Source organism: Pseudoxanthomonas sp. Soil82, assembly GCF_040446535.1.
Lineage (GTDB): Bacteria > Pseudomonadota > Gammaproteobacteria > Xanthomonadales > Xanthomonadaceae > Pseudoxanthomonas > Pseudoxanthomonas kaohsiungensis.
This window is the reverse complement of record NZ_JBEAAK010000004.1, coordinates 327,619-345,535: the sequence shown is the minus strand read 5'-3', so window position 1 is coordinate 345,535 and position 17,917 is coordinate 327,619. Positions and strand designations below refer to the sequence as shown.

General features: G+C 70.5%; 18 protein-coding genes. 8 read left to right on the top strand and 10 right to left on the bottom strand.

Features of this window, described 5'->3' with window-relative positions:
• Positions 1 to 2: 2 nt before the first annotated feature.
• Both ABKA19_RS12910 and murJ read right to left on the bottom strand, forming a co-directional pair.
• Positions 3 to 1,088 (bottom strand): bifunctional riboflavin kinase/FAD synthetase, encoded by a 1,086-nt coding sequence (locus tag ABKA19_RS12910; protein WP_353689237.1) that lies wholly within the window; start codon positions 1,086 to 1,088, stop codon positions 3 to 5.
• A 100-nt stretch (positions 1,089 to 1,188) separates the two neighbouring features.
• A complete protein-coding gene (gene murJ / locus ABKA19_RS12905; RefSeq protein WP_353689236.1) occupies positions 1,189 to 2,799 on the bottom strand; it encodes a murein biosynthesis integral membrane protein MurJ in 1,611 nt (536 codons plus the stop codon).
• A gap of 131 nt (positions 2,800 to 2,930) precedes the next feature.
• On the opposite strand from murJ, the gene rpsT reads away from it, so the two are divergent.
• On the top strand, positions 2,931 to 3,200 hold the full coding sequence (gene rpsT, locus ABKA19_RS12900; RefSeq protein ID WP_052633033.1) for a 30S ribosomal protein S20: 270 nt from the start codon (positions 2,931 to 2,933) through the stop codon (positions 3,198 to 3,200).
• A 109-nt stretch (positions 3,201 to 3,309) separates the two neighbouring features.
• Here rpsT and obgE read toward each other — a convergent pair whose 3' ends face one another.
• From obgE to rplU, 3 genes are all read right to left on the bottom strand, one after another.
• Positions 3,310 to 4,365: a GTPase ObgE gene (obgE, locus tag ABKA19_RS12895; RefSeq protein ID WP_353689235.1), complete on the bottom strand. Its 1,056-nt coding sequence runs from the start codon at positions 4,363 to 4,365 to the stop codon at positions 3,310 to 3,312.
• Between the two features lie 173 nt (positions 4,366 to 4,538).
• The gene (gene rpmA / locus ABKA19_RS12890; RefSeq protein WP_052633028.1) at positions 4,539 to 4,799 is read right to left on the bottom strand and encodes a 50S ribosomal protein L27; all 261 of its coding nucleotides are present in this window, start codon (positions 4,797 to 4,799) and stop codon (positions 4,539 to 4,541) included.
• A 19-nt stretch (positions 4,800 to 4,818) separates the two neighbouring features.
• Positions 4,819 to 5,127, bottom strand: coding sequence for a 50S ribosomal protein L21 (rplU, locus tag ABKA19_RS12885; RefSeq protein ID WP_162377501.1), 309 nt, complete (start codon positions 5,125 to 5,127; stop codon positions 4,819 to 4,821).
• Between the two features lie 423 nt (positions 5,128 to 5,550).
• Between rplU and uvrA the strand changes: the two genes are divergently transcribed.
• Both uvrA and ABKA19_RS12875 read left to right on the top strand, forming a co-directional pair.
• On the top strand, positions 5,551 to 8,499 hold the full coding sequence (gene uvrA, locus ABKA19_RS12880) for an excinuclease ABC subunit UvrA (RefSeq protein WP_353689234.1): 2,949 nt from the start codon (positions 5,551 to 5,553) through the stop codon (positions 8,497 to 8,499).
• A complete protein-coding gene (locus ABKA19_RS12875) occupies positions 8,496 to 8,915 on the top strand; it encodes an acyl-CoA thioesterase (RefSeq protein WP_162378347.1) in 420 nt (139 codons plus the stop codon). Before uvrA ends, ABKA19_RS12875 begins: the two co-directional genes overlap by 4 nt.
• A 93-nt stretch (positions 8,916 to 9,008) precedes the next feature.
• Here the strand turns inward: ABKA19_RS12875 and ABKA19_RS12870 are convergent, their stop codons facing one another.
• On the bottom strand, positions 9,009 to 9,467 hold the full coding sequence (locus tag ABKA19_RS12870; protein ID WP_353689233.1) for a copper chaperone PCu(A)C: 459 nt from the start codon (positions 9,465 to 9,467) through the stop codon (positions 9,009 to 9,011).
• Between the two features lie 45 nt (positions 9,468 to 9,512).
• Between ABKA19_RS12870 and ABKA19_RS12865 the strand changes: the two genes are divergently transcribed.
• Positions 9,513 to 10,289, top strand: coding sequence for an enoyl-CoA hydratase/isomerase family protein (locus ABKA19_RS12865; RefSeq protein WP_353689232.1), 777 nt, complete (start codon positions 9,513 to 9,515; stop codon positions 10,287 to 10,289).
• Positions 10,290 to 10,432: 143 nt separating this feature from the next.
• Here ABKA19_RS12865 and ABKA19_RS12860 read toward each other — a convergent pair whose 3' ends face one another.
• The 3 genes from ABKA19_RS12860 to ABKA19_RS12850 form a co-directional block, all read right to left on the bottom strand.
• Positions 10,433 to 11,299, bottom strand: coding sequence for a sulfurtransferase (locus ABKA19_RS12860; protein WP_353689231.1), 867 nt, complete (start codon positions 11,297 to 11,299; stop codon positions 10,433 to 10,435).
• Positions 11,296 to 12,126: a CoA pyrophosphatase gene (locus ABKA19_RS12855; protein WP_353689230.1), complete on the bottom strand. Its 831-nt coding sequence runs from the start codon at positions 12,124 to 12,126 to the stop codon at positions 11,296 to 11,298. The genes ABKA19_RS12860 and ABKA19_RS12855 overlap by 4 nt, the downstream gene beginning before the upstream one ends.
• Positions 12,127 to 12,251: 125 nt before the next feature.
• Positions 12,252 to 12,953 carry an FKBP-type peptidyl-prolyl cis-trans isomerase gene (locus ABKA19_RS12850; protein WP_162378342.1) on the bottom strand — a complete coding sequence of 234 codons (702 nt, stop codon included), beginning with the start codon at positions 12,951 to 12,953 and terminating at the stop codon, positions 12,252 to 12,254.
• Positions 12,954 to 13,126: 173 nt separating this feature from the next.
• Between ABKA19_RS12850 and ABKA19_RS12845 the strand changes: the two genes are divergently transcribed.
• The 3 genes from ABKA19_RS12845 (at position 13,127) to nth (ending at position 15,101) form a co-directional block, all read left to right on the top strand.
• Positions 13,127 to 13,909, top strand: a complete 783-nt coding sequence (locus ABKA19_RS12845; protein ID WP_353689229.1) for an enoyl-CoA hydratase/isomerase family protein — start codon at positions 13,127 to 13,129, stop codon at positions 13,907 to 13,909.
• Between the two features lie 14 nt (positions 13,910 to 13,923).
• Entirely contained in the window at positions 13,924 to 14,346 is a 423-nt protein-coding gene (locus ABKA19_RS12840; protein WP_353689228.1) for a hypothetical protein, read from the top strand.
• A 119-nt stretch (positions 14,347 to 14,465) separates the two neighbouring features.
• Positions 14,466 to 15,101: an endonuclease III gene (nth, locus tag ABKA19_RS12835; RefSeq protein ID WP_162378340.1), complete on the top strand. Its 636-nt coding sequence runs from the start codon at positions 14,466 to 14,468 to the stop codon at positions 15,099 to 15,101.
• A 64-nt stretch (positions 15,102 to 15,165) separates the two neighbouring features.
• On the opposite strand, the gene ABKA19_RS12830 is transcribed toward nth, so the two are convergent.
• Positions 15,166 to 16,461 (bottom strand): OprO/OprP family phosphate-selective porin, encoded by a 1,296-nt coding sequence (locus tag ABKA19_RS12830; RefSeq protein WP_353689227.1) that lies wholly within the window; start codon positions 16,459 to 16,461, stop codon positions 15,166 to 15,168.
• 212 nt (positions 16,462 to 16,673) lie between these two features.
• Between ABKA19_RS12830 and pstS the strand changes: the two genes are divergently transcribed.
• Positions 16,674 to 17,768 carry a phosphate ABC transporter substrate-binding protein PstS gene (pstS, locus tag ABKA19_RS12825; RefSeq protein WP_502945785.1) on the top strand — a complete coding sequence of 365 codons (1,095 nt, stop codon included), beginning with the start codon at positions 16,674 to 16,676 and terminating at the stop codon, positions 17,766 to 17,768.
• The last annotated feature ends 149 nt before the right edge of the window (positions 17,769 to 17,917 follow it).

Genomic DNA, 17,917 nt, shown 5'->3' with positions numbered 1-17,917 from the left:
ATCTACCGTCGCGCGGCGGTCAGGTTGTCAGATGGGGGATCCGCACGAGGACGTGCGGGCTTTTCCGAAGGATTCGCACTTTCGTCGGCCGCGCGGGGATGCGCGGAGTCCTGCAAGGAGCTGGCATCGTCGGCATCCGCAACCGGCGGCGCGGGAACCGTGGCACCGGCAAGGATGCGCCGCGCCTGCGCCGCATCGCGGTGCATCTGTACCGTCAGCGACTCCAGGTCGGCGAACTTCTCCTCGTCGCGCAGCTTGGCGACGAACTCGACCTGCAGGTGGCGCCCGTACAGGTCGCCGGCGAAGTCGAACAGGTGCGCCTCCAGCAATGGCTCCACTCCGTCCACCGTCGGCCGGGTACCGAAGCTGGCCACCGAGGGCAGCGGCTGCAGGCCGGCGCCATGCACCCAGGTCGCATAGATTCCCGACAGGGCCGGAGTCTTGGGGAAGCGCAGGTTGGCGGTGGGATAACCCAGCGTCCGGCCGAGCTGGCGACCACGCACCACCCTGCCACCGATCGCGTACGGGCGGCCCAGCAGCCGGGCTGCCTGGTCGAAGTCGCCGGCACGCAATGCCTCGCGGATGCGGGTGCTCGACACGCGCTCGCCCTCCACGTGCACGGGCGCGATCTCGCCGGCGGCGAAACCCAGCTCCTGGCCCATGGCCCGCAACAAGGCCAGGTCGCCGCCCCGGCGATTGCCGAACCGGAACTCGGGCCCGATCCAGACCTCGCGCGCATCCAGGCGCCCGGCCAGCACGCGACGGACGAATTCGTCGGCCGGCATCGCCGCGAGCGCCGTGTTAAAGCGCAGCAGTCCAAGCCGGTCGATACCCAGCGCCAGCAGCGCCTGGACGCGGTCGCGCGGCAGGGTCAGGCGCGGCGGCGGGTTGCCTCGGGCGAAGAACTCGCGCGGCAGCGGCTCGAAGCTCAGGGCAACCGCGGGCAGGCCCAGCGCCTGTGCACGCGCCACCGCGTGGCGCACCAGCGCCCGGTGGCCCAGGTGGAGGCCGTCGAAGGCGCCGATGCAGACCACGCTGCCGCGCGGGTACAAGGACCCGCCATCGACGTCACGGAACAGCCTGCTCATCTATCTGGTCATGATCGCTGGAGCGCCCGCGACGCCGACACGGCGCCGGTCCGGGACCGAACGCCGAAGTATAGCGGGAGGCGCCTGGCCGTTTCGGCCTTCAGCCGCGCAGGTCGCGCGGGCGCAGCCCTTGCAGCAGCAGCAGCCCGACGTAGACGGCCGCGCCGCCGCCGACCAGCAGCGACAGCCGCCAGCCGCGCGCCCACCAGCTCCAGCCGCTCCAGTCCGGCCATACACCGCGCAGGGCCAGCACCAGGACCACCAGGCCCAGCGCCGCCACGGCCACCTGCCGCAGCAGCCGCCCCCAGCCCGGCTGGCGCTGGTACACGCCCGCCCTGCGCAGCAGCCACGCCAGCTGCAGCGCGTTGACCCAGCCGGCGATGGCGATGGCCAGGGCCAGCAGCGCATGCGCGCCCTCGATCGAGGCCAGCGCCCGCAGCGGGCTGCCGGCATTGGCGTCCAGCGCGGCGCGGCCGGCGTCGGTGGCGAACACCAGCCCGGCGAACAGCAGCGCTGTCGCCGCCGCGTTGACCAGCACCGAGACCACGGCCGCGCGCACCGGCGTACGGGTGTCCTGGCGCGAGTAGAAGGCCGGGGCCAGCACCTTCACCAGCAGGAAGGCCGGCACCGCCGTGGACTGGGCCATCAGGCTCCAGGCGCTCATGCGCGCGTCGTCGGCACCGAAGCGGCCGTACTGGAACAGGGTCGCCACCAGCGGACCGGCGCACAGGATCAGGCCCAGCGCCGCCGGCACGCCAATCAGGACGCACAGGCGCAGGCCCCAGTCGAGTCCGCGCGAGAAGCCCTCCGGATCGGTGGCGGCGTGGCGCGAGGACAGGTGCGGCAGGATCACCGTGCCGATCGCCACGCCGAACATGCCCAGCGGGAATTCGAGCAGCCGATCGCTGTAGTACAGCCAGCTGACGCTGCCGCTGACCAGGATCGCCGCCACCCAGGTGTTGAGCAGCAGGTTGAATTGCACCACCGAGGCGCCGAACAGGGTCGGCACCATCAGCTTCATGATCCGCCGCACGCCTTCGTGCGCGGCACCCCAGCGCGGCCGCGGCAGCAGTCCCAGCCCCACCAGCGATGGCACGTGGAAGGCGAGCTGCAGGATGCCGGCGGCGAACACGCCCCAGCCCAGCGCCACCACCGAGCCGCCCATCAGCGGCGCCAGCCACAGCGCCGCGGCGATCATCGCCAGGTTCAGCAGGACCGGCGACAGCGCCGGAATGGCGAACCGCCGGTAGCTGTTCAGGATCCCGCCGGCCAGCGAGGCCAGCGAGATGAACAGCGCGTACGGAAAGGTGACCTGCAGCAGCTGCGCCAGCAGCGCCTGCTGGCCGGCGTCGAACTTGGGCGCCAGGACCCGGGCGATCTGCGGGGCCAGCACCAGGAACAGCGCGGTGATGGCCAGCAACGCCGCGGAGAGGGTGCCGGCCACCCGATCCACCAGCTGCTTGACCTCGGCGTGGGTGTGCTTTTCCCGGTATTGGGCCAGCACCGGGACGAAGGCCATCGAGAACGAGCCCTCGGCCGACAGCCGGCGCATGAAGTTCGGCACCCGGAAGGCGACGAAGAAGGCGTCCATCGCCCCGCCGGCGCCGAACACGTGGGCGTAGACCTGGTCGCGCACCAGGCCGGATACCCGCGACAGGAAGGTCATGGCCGAGATGACCGAGGTCGAGCGCAGCAGGCGGTGGCCGCTCATCGGCCGACCTCCCTCGGCCGGGCCTGCCCCCGGCCGGGGTTGTTGACCCAAGTGGTTGAATCCGCCATAATTTCGCGTTCGCTGTATCCCACCACACCGTATCCGCAACAGTTTTCCAGGAATCCACCGCCGTGGCCAACATCAAGTCCGCCAAGAAGCGCGCCAAGCAGACGGTCGTGCGCAACGCGCGCAATACCGCCCAGCGTTCGCAGCTCCGCACCGCCGTCAAGAAGGTCCTCAAGGCCCTGGACGCCAACGACGCCGCCGGCGCCGAGGCCGCCTACGCCGTCGCCCAGCCGCTGCTGGACCGCTTCAGCTCGCGCGGCCTGATCCACAAGAACAAGGCCGCCCGCCACAAGAGCCGCCTGACCGCCCGCATCAAGGCGATCAAGGCCGCCTGATCCGCGCACGCCGGCCTGCGGGCCGCGATCGCGAATCATCGGCGCAACGAAAAACCCGGCTCCGGCCGGGTTTTTCGTCGTCTGTCCTACCCCGATCCCGAGCACGGACTCAGTGCGCCTCGTCGCGCGCTTCGAGTTCGGCCGCCCGCTGCCGGTCCAGGAACGCCATCACCTCGAGCATGATCGGCCAGGTGCCTTCGCGGCCCAGCGCCGAGACCAGGAACCAGGGCTGCTCCCAGCCCAGTTCGGCCACGATCTGCGCCGCACGCTCGGCGGCCTCGTCCTCGAACATCATGTCGGCCTTGTTCAGCACCAGCCAGCGCGGCTTGGCCAGCAGCTCCGGATCGTGCTTGCCCAGTTCGCGCTCGATCGCGCGCACCTGTTCGGCCGGCGAAACGCCTTCGACGCCACCTTCCATCGGCGCGATGTCGACCAGGTGCAGCAGCAGGCGGGTCCGCTGCAGGTGGCGCAGGAACTGCGCGCCCAGGCCCGCGCCGTCGGCCGCGCCCTCGATCAGCCCCGGGATGTCGGCGATGACGAAACTGCGGTGCGCCTCGACGCTGACCACGCCCAGGTTCGGATAGAGCGTGGTGAAGGGATAGTCGGCGACCTTCGGGGTGGCCGCCGAGACCGCGCGGATGAAGGTGCTCTTGCCTGCGTTGGGGAATCCCAGCAGGCCGACGTCGGCCAGCAGCTTGAGCTCCAGCTTCAGCGTGCGCTGCTCGCCCGCCTCGCCCGGCGTGGCCTGGCGCGGCGAGCGGTTGACCGAACTCTTGAAGTGCATGTTCCCCAGCCCGCCCTTGCCGCCGCGGGCCACCAGCAGGCGGTCGCCGTGGCGGGTCAGGTCGCCGATCACCTCGTCGGTATCGACGTTGGTGATCACGGTGCCGACCGGGACGGTGACCACCTTGTCCTCGCCACCCTTGCCGTACATCTGCCGGCCCATGCCGTTCTCGCCGCGCTGGGCGCGGAAGCTGCGCTCGTGGCGGAAATCGACCAGGGTGTTGAGGTTCTCGTCGGCGACCAGCCAGACGCTACCCCCGCTGCCGCCGTCGCCGCCGTCCGGCCCGCCCAGCGGGATGAACTTCTCGCGGCGGAAACCGACGCAGCCGTTGCCGCCGTTGCCGGCGATCACTTCGATTTCAGCTTCGTCGACGAGTTTCATGGGAGCGGTGACCGGAAAGTGGGGGATGCCGGCGGCCGGCACAGTCTAGCGGCGACCGCGAACGGCGGCGCGCCATGGCGAGGCGGCCGCCGGAAATGGAAAGCCCCGCCGGAGCGGGGCCTTCGTTGCGCCAACCCAGCCTGGACCGTGCCGCGCCGGGCGCGGCATGGGGATCAGGCTTCGGCGACGACGCTGACGGTACGGCGCTTGGCCGCACCCTTGGTGCCGAACTCGACCTTGCCGTCGACCAGCGCGAACAGCGTGTGGTCGCGACCCAGGCCGACGCCGGCGCCCGGATGGAACTGGGTGCCGCGCTGGCGGACGATGATGTTGCCGGCCTCGACGGCCTGGCCGCCGAAGATCTTGACGCCCAGGTACTTCGGGTTGGAATCGCGGCCGTTGCGCGAGGAGCCTACGCCCTTTTTGTGTGCCATGACGGATTCTCCTTAGCAGTTAGCCGGCGATGCCGGTGATTTCGATTTCGGTGTAGTGCTGGCGATGGCCCTGCCGCTTCATGTGGTGCTTGCGGCGGCGGAACTTGATGATCCGGACCTTGTCGGCGCGGCCATGGGCCACGACCTTGGCGGTCACGCTCGCGCCCTTGAGCGCGTCGCCGATCTTGATCCCGTCGCTGTCGCCCAGCATCAGGATGTTGTCGAACTTGATCTCGCTGCCGGCATCGGCCTCGAGCTTCTCGACGCGGAGCGTTTCGCCCTGCGCCACGCGGTATTGCTTACCGCCGGTTACCAGAACTGCGTACATGACCAGGCATTCCTCTGTAGTTATTGTGGTCGCTCTGCCGCCATCGAGGACGGACAGGAGCGGGATTATAGGTAATTCAGCGACTTGGGCGCAACCGACCCAGGCGGCCAGTCCATCGCCCCTCCCCCCTCCCCTTGAGCCGGCGGGCCGACCCCCACTCCCCGGCGGCCTGCCAGGGCCGGCGGCCGGCCGCACACATTCGCCTTTCATCCGGAGCGTATGGAGGCACCCTGGATTTGCGACCCTGCCGGGTACCCCGCCCCGTTCCGGCTCCCCGCCGACGCCGCGATCCGACGCGCAACTGAACGTCGCGCATCCTGCGACTGGCATCCAGTCCAATTGCCCCCAAATCGGCAGGCCGGTAGGCTGATCGATTGGTCGTCCTGCACGACCTCCCCCGCCCCCCAACGGACCCCCTGCCCGATGGCGATGGACACGATCCGCATCCGCGGCGCCCGTACCCACAACCTCAAGAACATCGATCTCGACCTGCCGCGCGAAAAGCTGATCGTGATCACCGGCCTGTCCGGCTCCGGCAAGTCGTCGCTGGCCTTCGACACGATCTATGCCGAAGGCCAGCGCCGCTACGTCGAATCGCTGTCGGCCTACGCCCGGCAGTTCCTCAGCGTGATGGAGAAGCCCGACGTCGACCACATCGAGGGCCTGTCGCCGGCGATCTCGATCGAGCAGAAGTCGACCTCGCACAACCCGCGATCGACCGTGGGCACCATCACCGAGATCTACGACTACCTGCGCCTGCTTTACGCCCGCGTCGGTACGCCGCGTTGCCCGGACCACGGCTATCCGCTGGAAGCGCAGACGGTGGGCCAGATGGTCGACCAGGTGCTGGCGCTGGACCCGGAGCAGCGCTGGATGCTGCTGGCACCGGTGGTGCGCGACCGCAAGGGCGAGCATGCGCAGGTGTTCGAGCAGCTGCGCGCGCAGGGCTATGTGCGGGTGCGGGTGAATGGCGAACTGCACGAGATCGACGCGGTGCCGGCGCTGGCGCTGCGCCAGAAGCACACCATCGAGGCGGTGATCGACCGCTTCCGCCCACGCGAGGACATCAAGCAGCGGCTGGCCGAATCCTTCGAGACCGCGCTCAAGCTCGGCGACGGCATGGCCATCGTGATGTCGCTGGACAATGCCGGCGCGCCGCCGCAGCTGTTTTCGTCCAAGTACTCCTGCCCGGTCTGCGACTACTCGCTGCCCGAGCTCGAGCCGCGCCTGTTCTCGTTCAACGCGCCGATGGGCGCGTGCCCGTCGTGCGACGGCCTGGGCGTGGCCCAGTTCTTCGACCCGGCGCGCGTGGTAGCCCACCCGGAGCTGTCGGTGGCCGCCGGCGCGGTGCGCGGCTGGGACCGCCGCAACGCCTACTACTTCCAGCTGGTCAACTCGCTGGCCAAGCACTACCGGTTCGACGTGGAGGCGCCGTGGCAGAGCCTGCCGGAAACCGCGCGCCAGGCGGTGCTGTTCGGCAGCGGTGATGACGTCATCACCTTCTCCTACCTCACCGAGAGCGGCGGGCGTACCCAGCGCAAGCACCGCTTCGAGGGCATCATCAACAACCTCGAGCGCCGCTACCGCGAGACCGAGTCGCCGGCGGTGCGCGAGGAGCTGGCCAAGTACATCAGCGAGCGCCCCTGCCCCGATTGCGGTGGCGCGCGCCTGAACCGCGCCGCGCGCAACGTGTTCGTCGCCGACAAGCCGCTGCCGGCGCTGGTGGTGCTGCCCGTGGACGAGGCCCTGGCATTCTTCCAGGGCCTGAAGCTGGCCGGCTGGCGTGGCGAGATCGCGGCCAAGATCGTCAAGGAGATCAACGAGCGGCTCGGCTTCCTGGTCGACGTCGGCCTGGATTACCTGACCCTCGAGCGCAAGGCCGACACCCTGTCCGGCGGCGAAGCGCAGCGCATCCGCCTGGCCAGCCAGATCGGCGCCGGCCTGGTCGGGGTGATGTACGTGCTCGACGAGCCGTCCATCGGCCTGCACCAGCGCGACAACGAACGCCTGCTGGGGACCCTCACCCGCCTGCGCGACCTGGGCAACACGGTGATCGTGGTCGAGCACGACGAGGATGCGATCCGCGCGGCCGACCACATCCTGGACATCGGACCCGGCGCCGGCGTGCACGGCGGCGAGATCGTCGGCGAAGGCACGCTGGCCGACATCCTCAAGGCGCCGCGCTCGATCACCGGCCAGTACCTGTCCGGCAAGCGCGGCATCGAGGTCCCGGCCAAGCGGCACAAGGCCAACCCGAAGATGACCCTGCGCCTGCGCGGCGCCTCCGGCAACAACCTCAAGGACGTGGACCTGGAGATCGGCGCGGGCCTGATGACCTGCGTCACCGGCGTCTCCGGCTCGGGCAAGTCGACCCTGATCAACGACACGCTGTACGCGCTGGCTGCCAACGAGATCAACGGCGCCTCGCACGCGCCGGCACCGTACCGCGACATCGAGGGCCTGGACCTGTTCGACAAGGTCGTGGACATCGACCAGTCGCCGATCGGGCGCACGCCGCGCTCCAACCCGGCGACCTACACCGGCCTGTTCACGCCGCTGCGCGAGTTGTACGCGCAGGTGCCCGAGGCGCGTGCGCGCGGCTACTCGCCGGGCCGCTTCAGCTTCAACGTGCGCGGCGGCCGCTGCGAGGCGTGCCAGGGCGACGGCCTGATCAAGGTCGAGATGCACTTCCTGCCCGACGTGTACGTGCCCTGCGACGTCTGCCACGGCAAGCGCTACAACCGCGAGACGCTGGACATCCTCTACAAGGGCCACAGCATCCACGACGTGCTGGAGATGACGGTGGAGGACGCGCTGAAGCTGTTCGAACCGGTGCCGGCGATCGCGCGGAAACTCGAGACGCTGGTCGACGTGGGCCTGAGCTACGTCAAGCTCGGCCAGAGCGCGACCACCCTGTCCGGCGGCGAGGCCCAGCGCGTGAAGCTGTCCAAGGAACTGTCCCGGCGCGACACCGGCCGCACCTTGTACATCCTCGACGAGCCGACCACCGGCCTGCATTTCCACGACATCGAGCACCTGCTCGGCGTGCTGCACCGCCTGCGCGACGAGGGCAACACGGTGGTGGTGATCGAGCACAACCTGGACGTGATCAAGACCGCCGACCACGTGGTCGACCTGGGCCCGGAGGGTGGCCACCGTGGCGGCCAGGTCATCGCCACTGGCACGCCCGAGGAGATCGCCGCCAACCCGGCTTCGCATACGGGGCGCTTCCTCGCCCCGCTGCTGCCGGCGTCGAAGGCGGCCAAGGGCAGCAAGCCGGCGGCGGTGGCCAGGCCCGACGTGCTTCCGCCGCGCAAGTCCGCAACCAAGGCCGCGGCCAAGCCGGCGGCGAAGAAGAAGGCGACCCGATGAGCGATACCTCCCCGGCCGCGCGCAAGCAGCTGGCCCGCATCCCCATGAGCGTGCGCTGGCGCGACATGGACGCCATGGGCCACGTCAACAACGCCAAGTACGTCTCCTACCTGGAAGAGGCGCGCGTGCGCTGGATGCTCGGCGTGCCCGGCGCGTCGATGACCGACCGCATCGCCCCCGTCGTGGCCGCGACCAACGTCAACTACCGCGCGCCGATCGTGTGGCCCAACGACATCGTCGTGGAGCTGTTCGTCGAGCGCCTGGGCAACAGCAGCGTCACCATCGGCCACCGCATCGTCGACCAGAAGGACGAGCGCGTGCTGTACTCCGACGGGAATGTCGTCGTCGTGTGGATGGATACGCAGACCGGCAAGAGCGCGCCGCTGCCCGACGCCATCCGCAACGCCTCGACCTGATCGCGCGGCGGGCCGCGTAGCCGGCACCGGTCCCGTGGCGGACATCGGGATGCTCGCCACGGCACCGCCTTACAGATCCGCCGGGCGAGCCGCCTAGGGCGCGGCCTTGCGCACCGCCAGCGTCGCCGGCACTTCGCTGCCATCGGCCAGCACCAGCACCAGCGGCACGCGCTCACCCTCGACCAGGGTCGCATCGGGCTGCATCAGCATCAGGTGCAGCCCGCCGGGCTGCATTACCGCTTCGCCGCCGGCGGCGACAGGCAGGCGCTCGATCCCGCGCATCCGGCTGACGCCGTCGACCATGCGCGTCTCGTGCAGCGATACCTCGCCGAAGCGCGGGCTGCGCACCGCGACCAGCTCGCGTGCGCCGGCGCAGCGGTTGATGATGCGACCGAAGCCGGCCAGCATCGGCCGCGGCGCCGGCGGCAGCCGGACCCAGCCATCCTCGATGGAAAGGCACATGGCCTTGGGCGTCGACGCCGCCGGCGCCGCCCATGCCGACGGGGCCAGCAGCAGCAGCGGGAGGGCCAGCAGGATCGGTCGGATGCGCATGCGCCTATGATAGCGGCCACGCTCCAGGCCGCGACCGGACAGGACATGAACACCTACGTGCAGACCATCGACCACGGCCGGATCCGCGAGGTGCGGCTGGCCCGCCCGCCGGTCAACGCGCTCGACCCGGCTCTGTGCCGCGGCCTGATCGCCGCACTGGATGCTGCGGTGTCCGGGGAGGCCGAGGCGGTCGTGCTGTCCGGGGCGCCGGGCATCTTCTCCGCCGGCCTGGACGTCCCGCACCTGCTGTCGCTGGGCCAGGACCGGCACGCGCTGCACGCCGCCTGGGGCGCGTTCTTCGGCGCCGCGCGCACGCTCGCCGCGCTGCGCATCCCGGTGGTGGCCGCGATCACCGGCCATGCGCCCGCCGGCGGCTGCGTGCTGGCGCTGTGCTGCGACTACCGGGTAATGGCGCGCTCGACCGATCCGCAGAAGCCCTACGCGATCGGCATGAACGAAACCCAGGTCGGGCTCGCGGTGCCGGAGGGCGCGCAACAGCTCATGCGGCGGGTGGTCGGCCAGCATCGCGCCGAGCGCCTGCTCGTGGCCGGCGACATGATCCCGGCCGAGGAGGCGCTGCGGATCGGGCTGGTCGACGAACTCGCCGACGCCGGACACGTGGTTCCGCGCGCGATTGCCTGGCTGGAGCCGTTGCTGCGTTTGCCGCGTGCGCCGATGCTGCAGACCCGCGCGCTGGCGCGCGCCGACCTGGTGCAGGCGCTGGAGCCGGACCGCCTGCACCTGGATCGCTTCGTCGAGGCCTGGTACGAGCCGGACACGCAGGCCGGCCTGCACGCGCTGCTGGCAAAGCTGCGCAAGTGAGTAGAGCGGGGCTTGCCCCGCTGCTTCCGGGAGCTCGGACGTAGAGCGGGGCTCGCCCCGCTGTCCCGCCCTTTGCCCGCGCACTGGTAAAGCAGCGGCGCAAGCCCCGCTCTACGGGCGCGCGGTCGAACGTGATGCGGCGGTCATGCCGCGCCGGTGGCCACCGGGCGCGCCGGATCGGCGATCCAGCCGCTCCACGAGCCGGCGTAGACGCGGGCGCCGTGCAGGCCGGCATGCTCCATCGCCAGCAGCAGGTGGCAGGCGGTCACGCCCGAGCCGCAGCTGAGCACCACCTGCGACGGATCGTTGCCCTGGAGCAGCGCTCGCAGCTCGGCGCGCAGGACGTCGGCGGAGCGGAAACGGCCCGCTTCCACGTTCTGCGTGTATGGACGGTTGAGGGCCCCGGGAATGTGCCCGGCGACCGGGTCGATCGGCTCGACCTCGCCGCGGAAGCGCTCGCCGCCGCGCGCGTCGAGCAGCCAGCCCGGCGCCTGGCCGAGTCTGGATTCGACCTCGGCCGCGGTGGCGATCCGGCTGCGGTCGAAATCGGCAACGGGATAGGGCGGCAACGCCGGCGGTGGCTCGACCGCCGCAGTCTCGGGCAGGCCGGCCGCGCGCCACGCCGCCAGGCCACCGTCGAGCACCGCGACCTGGCGATGGCCAAGCAGGCGCAGCAACCACCAGAACCGCGCGGCGGCCATGCTGCCGTCGCCGGCGTCGTAGACGACCACCCGGTGCTGCGGCCCGATGCCCCACTCGCCCAGGCGACGCGCGAAGTCGCCGGGCGAAGGCAACGGATGCCGGCCCTGCGCGGGCACCGAATGGTCGGACAGGTCGCGGTCCAGGTCGGCGTGTATCGCGCCGGGCAGATGCGAGGCCTCCCAGGCCGCACGCCCGGCTGCCGGGTCGGCCAGCACGGCGCGCGCGTCGACCAGGCGCAACGCCGGATCGCCCAGCACCGCAGCCAGGGCCTCGACCGGTACCAGCGTCCCCGCGGTGGTGATCGTCATGCCGCCTCCTCCAGCCGTCGCCTCAGGTTGTACAGGATCGCCGCGGTCGCGCCCCAGATGCGTTGGCCGGGCCAGTCGTATTCGAGCACGCTGCGGCGGCGGCCGCGGAACTCCATCTCGACCTGGTGCAGGTGCGAGGCCGACATCAGGAACTCGAACGGCACCTCGAACACTTCTGCCACCTCGTCCGGATGGGGCTGCGGCACGTAATCGGGATCGATCGCCGCGACCACCGGCGTGACCCGGAACCCGCTGACGGTCAGGAACGGGTCGAGATAACCCAGCGGCGCCACCTGCACGGCGGCCAGGGCGATCTCCTCGTGGCTTTCGCGCAGGGCCGCACCGAGCACGCCGGCATCGTCGCGCTCCACGCGGCCGCCGGGGAAGCTCACCTGGCCGCCGTGGTGGCGCAGCGCGTCGGTGCGGCGGGTCAGCAGTACCTGCGTACCGGCCTGGCGCGGCACCAGGCCCACCAGTACGGCCGCTTCCGCCAGCGCGCCCGCGTCCGGCAGCAGGTCGTCGAGCTCGGAGCGGTTCCAGCCGTCGCCGGCGGGCGGGTGCCGCAGCGGATGGAGCACGCCCCCCACCCGCTCGCGTTCGCGCAGGCGGTCGAGGAAACGGTAGCGTTCGCGCTTGCGGTCGGCCAACACGGTCTCCATCAGGTGCCGCCGTTCCGCCTCGCCGAGGCGGGACCAGCAGGCGATCTCGTCGCCGGTGCGCAGGCAGCCGCGGCACAGGCCGTCGCCGTCGATCCGGCATGCGCGGATGCAGGGACTTGTTGGCGCGGCGGGATCGACGCTGACAGGCGGTAACGGGATCGACAGCACGGCAGTGGCGGAACCTGGAAGGAGCAAGCGTAGCGCGTCCGGTGCCGTGCAGGGCGCGAGCCACCCCGCAAACGACTGCGCCGGCATCGAGCCGGCGCAGAAGGACGATCATGCAGCGGAGGCGATTACTTGATCGCGACCAGCTTGATCTCGAACACGACGGCCACGTTCGGCGGGAACGGCGTGCGCGGGTCGGCACCGTAGGCCTTGTCCGCCGGCAGCGCCACTTCCCACTTCGAGCCGGCCGGCATCTGCAGCAGCACTTCGCGCATGGCGGCCATTTCCACTTCGCTGACCTTGATGCTCGGGATCTGCTGCGCCGGACGGGCCTGCTCCGGACGCTGGCCGAACGGGAACGGACCGGCCACTTCCAGCTGCACGTTGCTGGCCTGGGTCGGCTTGGCGCCGGTGCCGGTCTCGAGGATGCGGTACTGCACGCCGCTGGGCAGGGTCTGCACGCCGGCCTTGGCCTTGTTCTGGGCCAGGAACTGGTCGGACTTGGTCTTGTTCTCGGCGGCGGCCTTGTCGTACTGGGCCTTGGCCTGCTGGGCGCGGGCCTGCTCGCGCTTCTGGAACGCCTCCAGGGCCGGCTTGAGCTGGTCTGCCGTGATCGCCGGCTGCTTCTTGGCCAGCGCGTCCTGCAGGCCCTTGACCACCGACGCGGCGTCGATCTGCTCTCCGCGGCCCTGCAGCTCGGCAAGGTTGTTGCCGTAGTCGTAGCCGAAGTAGTAGCTCAGCTTGCCCTTCTCGGACGTGGTGTCCTGGGCGAAGGCACTGCCGGCCAGGGCCAGGGCCGCAATGGCGACAGCGATAGGACGCAACTTCATCTGGATCGTTCTCCGGAAGGGTGGCGCCGGGACCTCGGGTCCCGGCAGTAGCGGACGCGCTAGGATAGCCGCCGCACCGGCGGCCCGCCAGCGCGGGTCAGGGCTTCGGACCGCCCGCCGGACGGGAAGTTCCAGCCCCGTGCCTTCACATTCCCGACCAGGAGTTCACCGCCATGACGGCCAGCCCCGTCCTCAGCCGCGACGCCGACGGCGTCCGGGTCCTGACCATCGACCGCCCGGACAAGCTCAACGCCCTGAACCGGCAGACCCTGGAGGCCCTCGACGCGGCGTTCGCCGCCGCCGGCGAGGATCCCGCCGTCCGCGCCGTGGTCCTCACCGGCAGCGGCGGCAAGGCTTTCGTCGCCGGCGCCGACATCGCCGAGATGAATGCGCTGACTGCGATCGAGGGTCGCGAGTTCTCCCTGCTGGGCCAACGCCTGATGCGCCGGATCGAGCGCCTGCCCAAACCGGTCATCGCGATGGTGAACGGCTACGCACTGGGCGGCGGCCTGGAACTGGCCATGGCCTGCCACCTCCGCGTGGCCGCCGACAGCGCCCGCCTCGGCCAGCCGGAGGTGAACCTCGGCCTGATCCCCGGGTTCGGCGGCACCCAGCGCCTGCTGCGCCTGGCCGGCCGCGCGGCCACCCTCGAGCTGTGCCTGCTCGGAACGCCGATCGATGCGGCCCGTGCGCTGCAGCTGGGACTGGTCAACCGGGTCGTGCCGGCCGCGGACCTCGAGTCGGAAACGCTGAAGCTGGCGGCGCAGCTGGCCTCGGCTGCTCCGCTGGCCCTGCGGGGCGTGCTCGACGCGGTGGTGCTGGGCGGCGAATGCGGCATCGAGGAAGGACTGCAGTTCGAGACCGCGCAGTTCGCGCTGCTGTTCGCCAGCGAGGACATGCGCGAAGGCACCGACGCGTTCCTCGCCAAGCGCAAGCCGCAGTTCCAGAACCGCTGAGCCACGCCCCGGCCATGGCCCCGTCCACCGAAGTGACCGCCGCACGGGCTGCACTGCGCCAGCGGTTGCTGGCGCTGTTGCACGCGAGCGACCTCGATGGCGCCTTGGAGGCCGGCCTGATGGACTACGCCCCCGGGGACGACGAGGGGGATGCGCCCATCGCCGAAACGCAGGCGCGGCTGCGCAGCGCCTGGGCGGCGCGCGAACGCCATCGCGCACGCGAATCCCGGCTGGCCGGGCGTGCGGCCGCGCGCGCCGCGCGACGTTCGGCCACGAGGCCCGCGGCCACCACCAGCGACGCGCCGGGCGCGCAGGCGTCGGCGGCTGTTCCGCCCGCGGCCGGCGCGCCGGCCGCCGCAGGACCGGCCCTGCCCGCGGCCGCCGCCGCCGCGCTGGCGCGTGCGCGTGCACGCGCAGCCGGGAAACCAGCGGAATGAGCGTGCGCAAGAGCGATGGCGGCCGCCGCCACGCAGGCAAGCCGGGCGCGCCTGCGACGAAGTCCGCCGCCGGCAGGCCGGCCGGCGCACGCAGGCGCGCCGCGCCGCGGGTCGCCCCGATGAAGGCCGCCGAGATCGAGGAGATGTTCGCGCGCCTGCAGGAGCTCAACCCGCATCCGACCACCGAGCTGGAATACACCACGCCGTTCGAGTTGCTGGTCGCGGTGATCCTGTCGGCGCAGGCCACCGATGTGGGCGTGAACAAGGCCACCCGCCGGCTGTATCCACTGGCCAACACGCCGCAGGCGATCCTGGCGCTGGGCGAGGACGGGCTGAAGAAGCACATCGCCACGATCGGCCTGTTCAACGCCAAGGCGAAGAACGTGATCGCGACCTGCGCGATCCTGGTCGAACGGCACGGCGGCGAAGTGCCGCGCGACCGCGCCGCGCTGGAGGCGCTGCCCGGCGTCGGCCGCAAGACCGCCAACGTGGTCCTCAACACCGCGTTCGGCGAATCCACCATGGCGGTGGATACGCATATCTTCCGCGTCGCCAACCGCACCGGCCTGGCGCCGGGCAAGGACGTGCGCGCGGTCGAGGACGCGCTGTTGCGCCGGGTGCCGCCGCCATACCTGCAGGACGCGCACCACTGGCTGATCCTGCACGGCCGCTACGTGTGCAAGGCGCGCAAGCCCGATTGCCCGCAGTGCGTGGTCCGCGACCTGTGCCACTGGCCGGACAAGACGCCCGCCTGACCCGCGAATAAAGAAAAGCGCCCCGCGTTGCGGGGCGCTTCCGTGGCGGTGAGCCGTGGGCGGCTTACCAGGCGAACTGCGTGCGCAGCGCGTACTGGCCGGTCTCGTCGCCGGTCACCTCGTTCTCGCCCTGCGTGTAGTTGAACATGAAGCGCAGGTTGGCGTTGACGTAGTAGTTGACGCCGAGGATCACGCTGGTCGCCTCGCGGTCGGCGATGTCCTTGTTCTCGATGGTGTCGTAGCGCGCGGTCAGCTCCCACAGGCCCTTGTCGACCTTCGGCGAACCGAACACGCCGGTAGCCGCCTTGTACGGCTTGTGGCCGCCGTTGAGCAGCCAGCTGCCCTGCAGGTACCAGGTGGACACGTCCTGGTCGCCGCCGATCGGCTGGCCGAAGGTGGCGTTGGCGTACTCGCCCTGGAAGAACAGCGGGCCGAAGGCGCCGGCCGCTTCCAGGCCGTAGGCGGTGATCGTGTTGCGGCTGGCGCCGGTGGTGGTGGCGATGGCCTGCGAGGGGCCGCGCCGGCCGGCGTAGTTGGCCACCGCCGACATGTCGGCCGAGCCCTGGTTGGCGTTCTCCTGGCTGGCCCAGCCACCGAAGTGCAGGGTCTCGTTGTCGTTGTTGATCGGCGCCCAGGTGACGCGGCCCGATGCGCCCATGCCCTCGTTGCGGGTGCCCGAGGCGCCGCGCAGGTTGAACACGGTGAAGCCGGCGGTGTAGTTGTCGCCCGAACGCTGGTAGCCCACGCCCTGCTGGAACTGGCGGCCGCTGAACAGGCCGGTGGCCGACGCGAACGGACGCTCCATCATCAGGATCTCGTTGGAGCTGGTCAGCTCCTCCATCGAGCGGTAGGGCTTGAAGTGGCCGATGGTGGCCTTGCCGCCCCACAGGCCGGTGGCGATGTAGGCATCGCGCAGGCCGTCGAGGTTGGTGCCGGCGGAGAAGTCCTGCTCGAGCTTGTAGTCCCAGCCCAGCGCCTTGCCGGCCAAGGTCAGGCGGGCGCGGCGGAACTCGCTGGTGCCGGTGGTGTCGGCGATGTCGCGGTCGAAGGCGTAGGCATCGAAGTGGATGCGGCCGCCGATGGAGGCCTCGAACTTCTTGTCCGGCGAGGTGATCTTGATGCCGCCCTTGGTCTCGACCTTCGGCGTGGTCGCCGCGATGTTCTCGATGCTCTGCTGGGTGCCCACGTTGATGTCGGACTGGGCGTCGGTGCGCGTCTCGAGCTCGGCGACCTTGGCCTGCAGCTCGGCCAGCTGCGCCTTCAGCGCGGCCAGTTCGACGTTCTCGGCGGCGGCCGCATCGAAGGCGGCGGTGGTGCCCAGGGCCGCGGCGAGGGCGACGGCCAGATAGGAATAACGCATGGAGGAACTCCGGTGGGTGGTGGTCTGGCGTGAGCGGTGCCGTTCCGCCTGGGGAACGTGAAGCACCCGTTAAACGCCGCGCAGCTTGCGACCGCGATCTGACAGGGACGCGACGGCGACATGACAGAACGGTGACCGGCCGCTCGCCGCCGCCCGCAGCGCGGTGTCACCCCGCGGTCACGTGGATTACGCGGCGCTGTCACGGATCGGTTATGGAATGGCCGCCGCTGGATGCGTCGGCTTCGCGTCCGCCACCACCCACCCGCTGCTTACGGAGTTGCCCCGTGAACTTCACGTTCAAGACCCGCGCCGCCGCTGCACTGATCGCGGCCGCTTCCTCGATCTCCCTCGCCCACGCCAACGACGTGACCGGCGCCGGGGCTTCCTTCATCTATCCGGTCATGTCGAAGTGGTCGGCCGACTACAAGGGTGCGACCGGCAAGCAGGTCAACTACCAGTCGATCGGCTCCGGCGGCGGCATCGCCCAGATCAAGGCGGCCACGGTCGACTTCGGCTCGTCCGATGCGCCGCTCAAGCCCGAGGAGCTGGCCAAGTACGGCCTGGCGCAGTTCCCGTCGGTGATCGGCGGCGTGGTGCCGATCGTCAACGTGCAGGGCGTGGCCCCGGGCGCGCTGAAGCTCGACGGCCCGACCCTGGCCAACATCTTCCTGGGCAAGATCGCCAAGTGGAACGATCCGGCCATCGCCGCGCTCAACCCGGGGCTGGCCCTGCCCGACCAGAAGATCACCGTCGTCCACCGCTCCGACGGCTCGGGCACCACCTTCAACTTCGTCAACTACCTGTCCAAGGTCAGCCCGGAATGGAAGGACAAGGTCGGCGAAGGCACCTCGGTGCAGTGGCCGGCCGGCATCGGCGGCAAGGGCAACGAGGGCGTGACCGCCTACGTCAAGCAGGTCAAGGGCGGCATCGGCTACGTCGAGCTGTCCTACGCGCTGCAGAACAAGCTCTCGCACGCGGCCCTGAAGAACGCCGCAGGCCGCTTCGTGCAGCCCAGCGAAGAGAGCTTCGCCGCCGCAGCCGCCAGCGCCGACTGGGCCAAGGCCAAGGATTTCTACCTGGTGATGACCAATGCGCCGGGCGAGAACTCCTGGCCGATCACCGCCACCAACTTCATCCTCATGTACAAGCAGCCGAAGGACGCGGCCGGCGCCAGGAACGCGAAGACGTTCTTCCAGTGGGTCTATGCCAACGGCGACGCCCAGGCGCGCCAGCTCGACTACGTGCCGCTGCCCGATGCGCTGGTCAAGCAGATCGAGGCGTACTGGGCGCAGCACATGAAGTACTGAGCGGCGGGCTCTCTCCCCTCGCCGTTCACCCGGGAGCGCGGACTTCGGTCCGCGCTCTTTTTTCTTGAAATACAGTCGGTTGCAATGCAACCGGGGGCGGCCGGGCAGAACGCCGGGGGCGCGTCATACGGTTGTCACAAAAACATCAT

Coding starts and splice junctions, on each gene's coding strand:
- ABKA19_RS12865 (WP_353689232.1), top strand. CDS start 9,513: ATGAACACCTACGTGCAGACCATCGACCACGGCCGGATCCGCGAGGTG.
- ABKA19_RS12850 (WP_162378342.1), bottom strand. CDS start 12,953: ATGAAGTTGCGTCCTATCGCTGTCGCCATTGCGGCCCTGGCCCTGGCC.
- ABKA19_RS12860 (WP_353689231.1), bottom strand. CDS start 11,299: ATGACGATCACCACCGCGGGGACGCTGGTACCGGTCGAGGCCCTGGCT.
- ABKA19_RS12845 (WP_353689229.1), top strand. CDS start 13,127: ATGACGGCCAGCCCCGTCCTCAGCCGCGACGCCGACGGCGTCCGGGTC.
- ABKA19_RS12870 (WP_353689233.1), bottom strand. CDS start 9,467: ATGCGCATCCGACCGATCCTGCTGGCCCTCCCGCTGCTGCTGCTGGCC.
- rplU (WP_162377501.1), bottom strand. CDS start 5,127: ATGTACGCAGTTCTGGTAACCGGCGGTAAGCAATACCGCGTGGCGCAG.
- pstS (WP_502945785.1), top strand. CDS start 16,674: ATGGAATGGCCGCCGCTGGATGCGTCGGCTTCGCGTCCGCCACCACCC.
- uvrA (WP_353689234.1), top strand. CDS start 5,551: ATGGCGATGGACACGATCCGCATCCGCGGCGCCCGTACCCACAACCTC.
- ABKA19_RS12910 (WP_353689237.1), bottom strand. CDS start 1,088: ATGAGCAGGCTGTTCCGTGACGTCGATGGCGGGTCCTTGTACCCGCGC.
- obgE (WP_353689235.1), bottom strand. CDS start 4,365: ATGAAACTCGTCGACGAAGCTGAAATCGAAGTGATCGCCGGCAACGGC.
- murJ (WP_353689236.1), bottom strand. CDS start 2,799: ATGAGCGGCCACCGCCTGCTGCGCTCGACCTCGGTCATCTCGGCCATG.
- rpmA (WP_052633028.1), bottom strand. CDS start 4,799: ATGGCACACAAAAAGGGCGTAGGCTCCTCGCGCAACGGCCGCGATTCC.
- nth (WP_162378340.1), top strand. CDS start 14,466: ATGAAGGCCGCCGAGATCGAGGAGATGTTCGCGCGCCTGCAGGAGCTC.
- ABKA19_RS12875 (WP_162378347.1), top strand. CDS start 8,496: ATGAGCGATACCTCCCCGGCCGCGCGCAAGCAGCTGGCCCGCATCCCC.
- ABKA19_RS12840 (WP_353689228.1), top strand. CDS start 13,924: ATGGCCCCGTCCACCGAAGTGACCGCCGCACGGGCTGCACTGCGCCAG.
- ABKA19_RS12830 (WP_353689227.1), bottom strand. CDS start 16,461: ATGCGTTATTCCTATCTGGCCGTCGCCCTCGCCGCGGCCCTGGGCACC.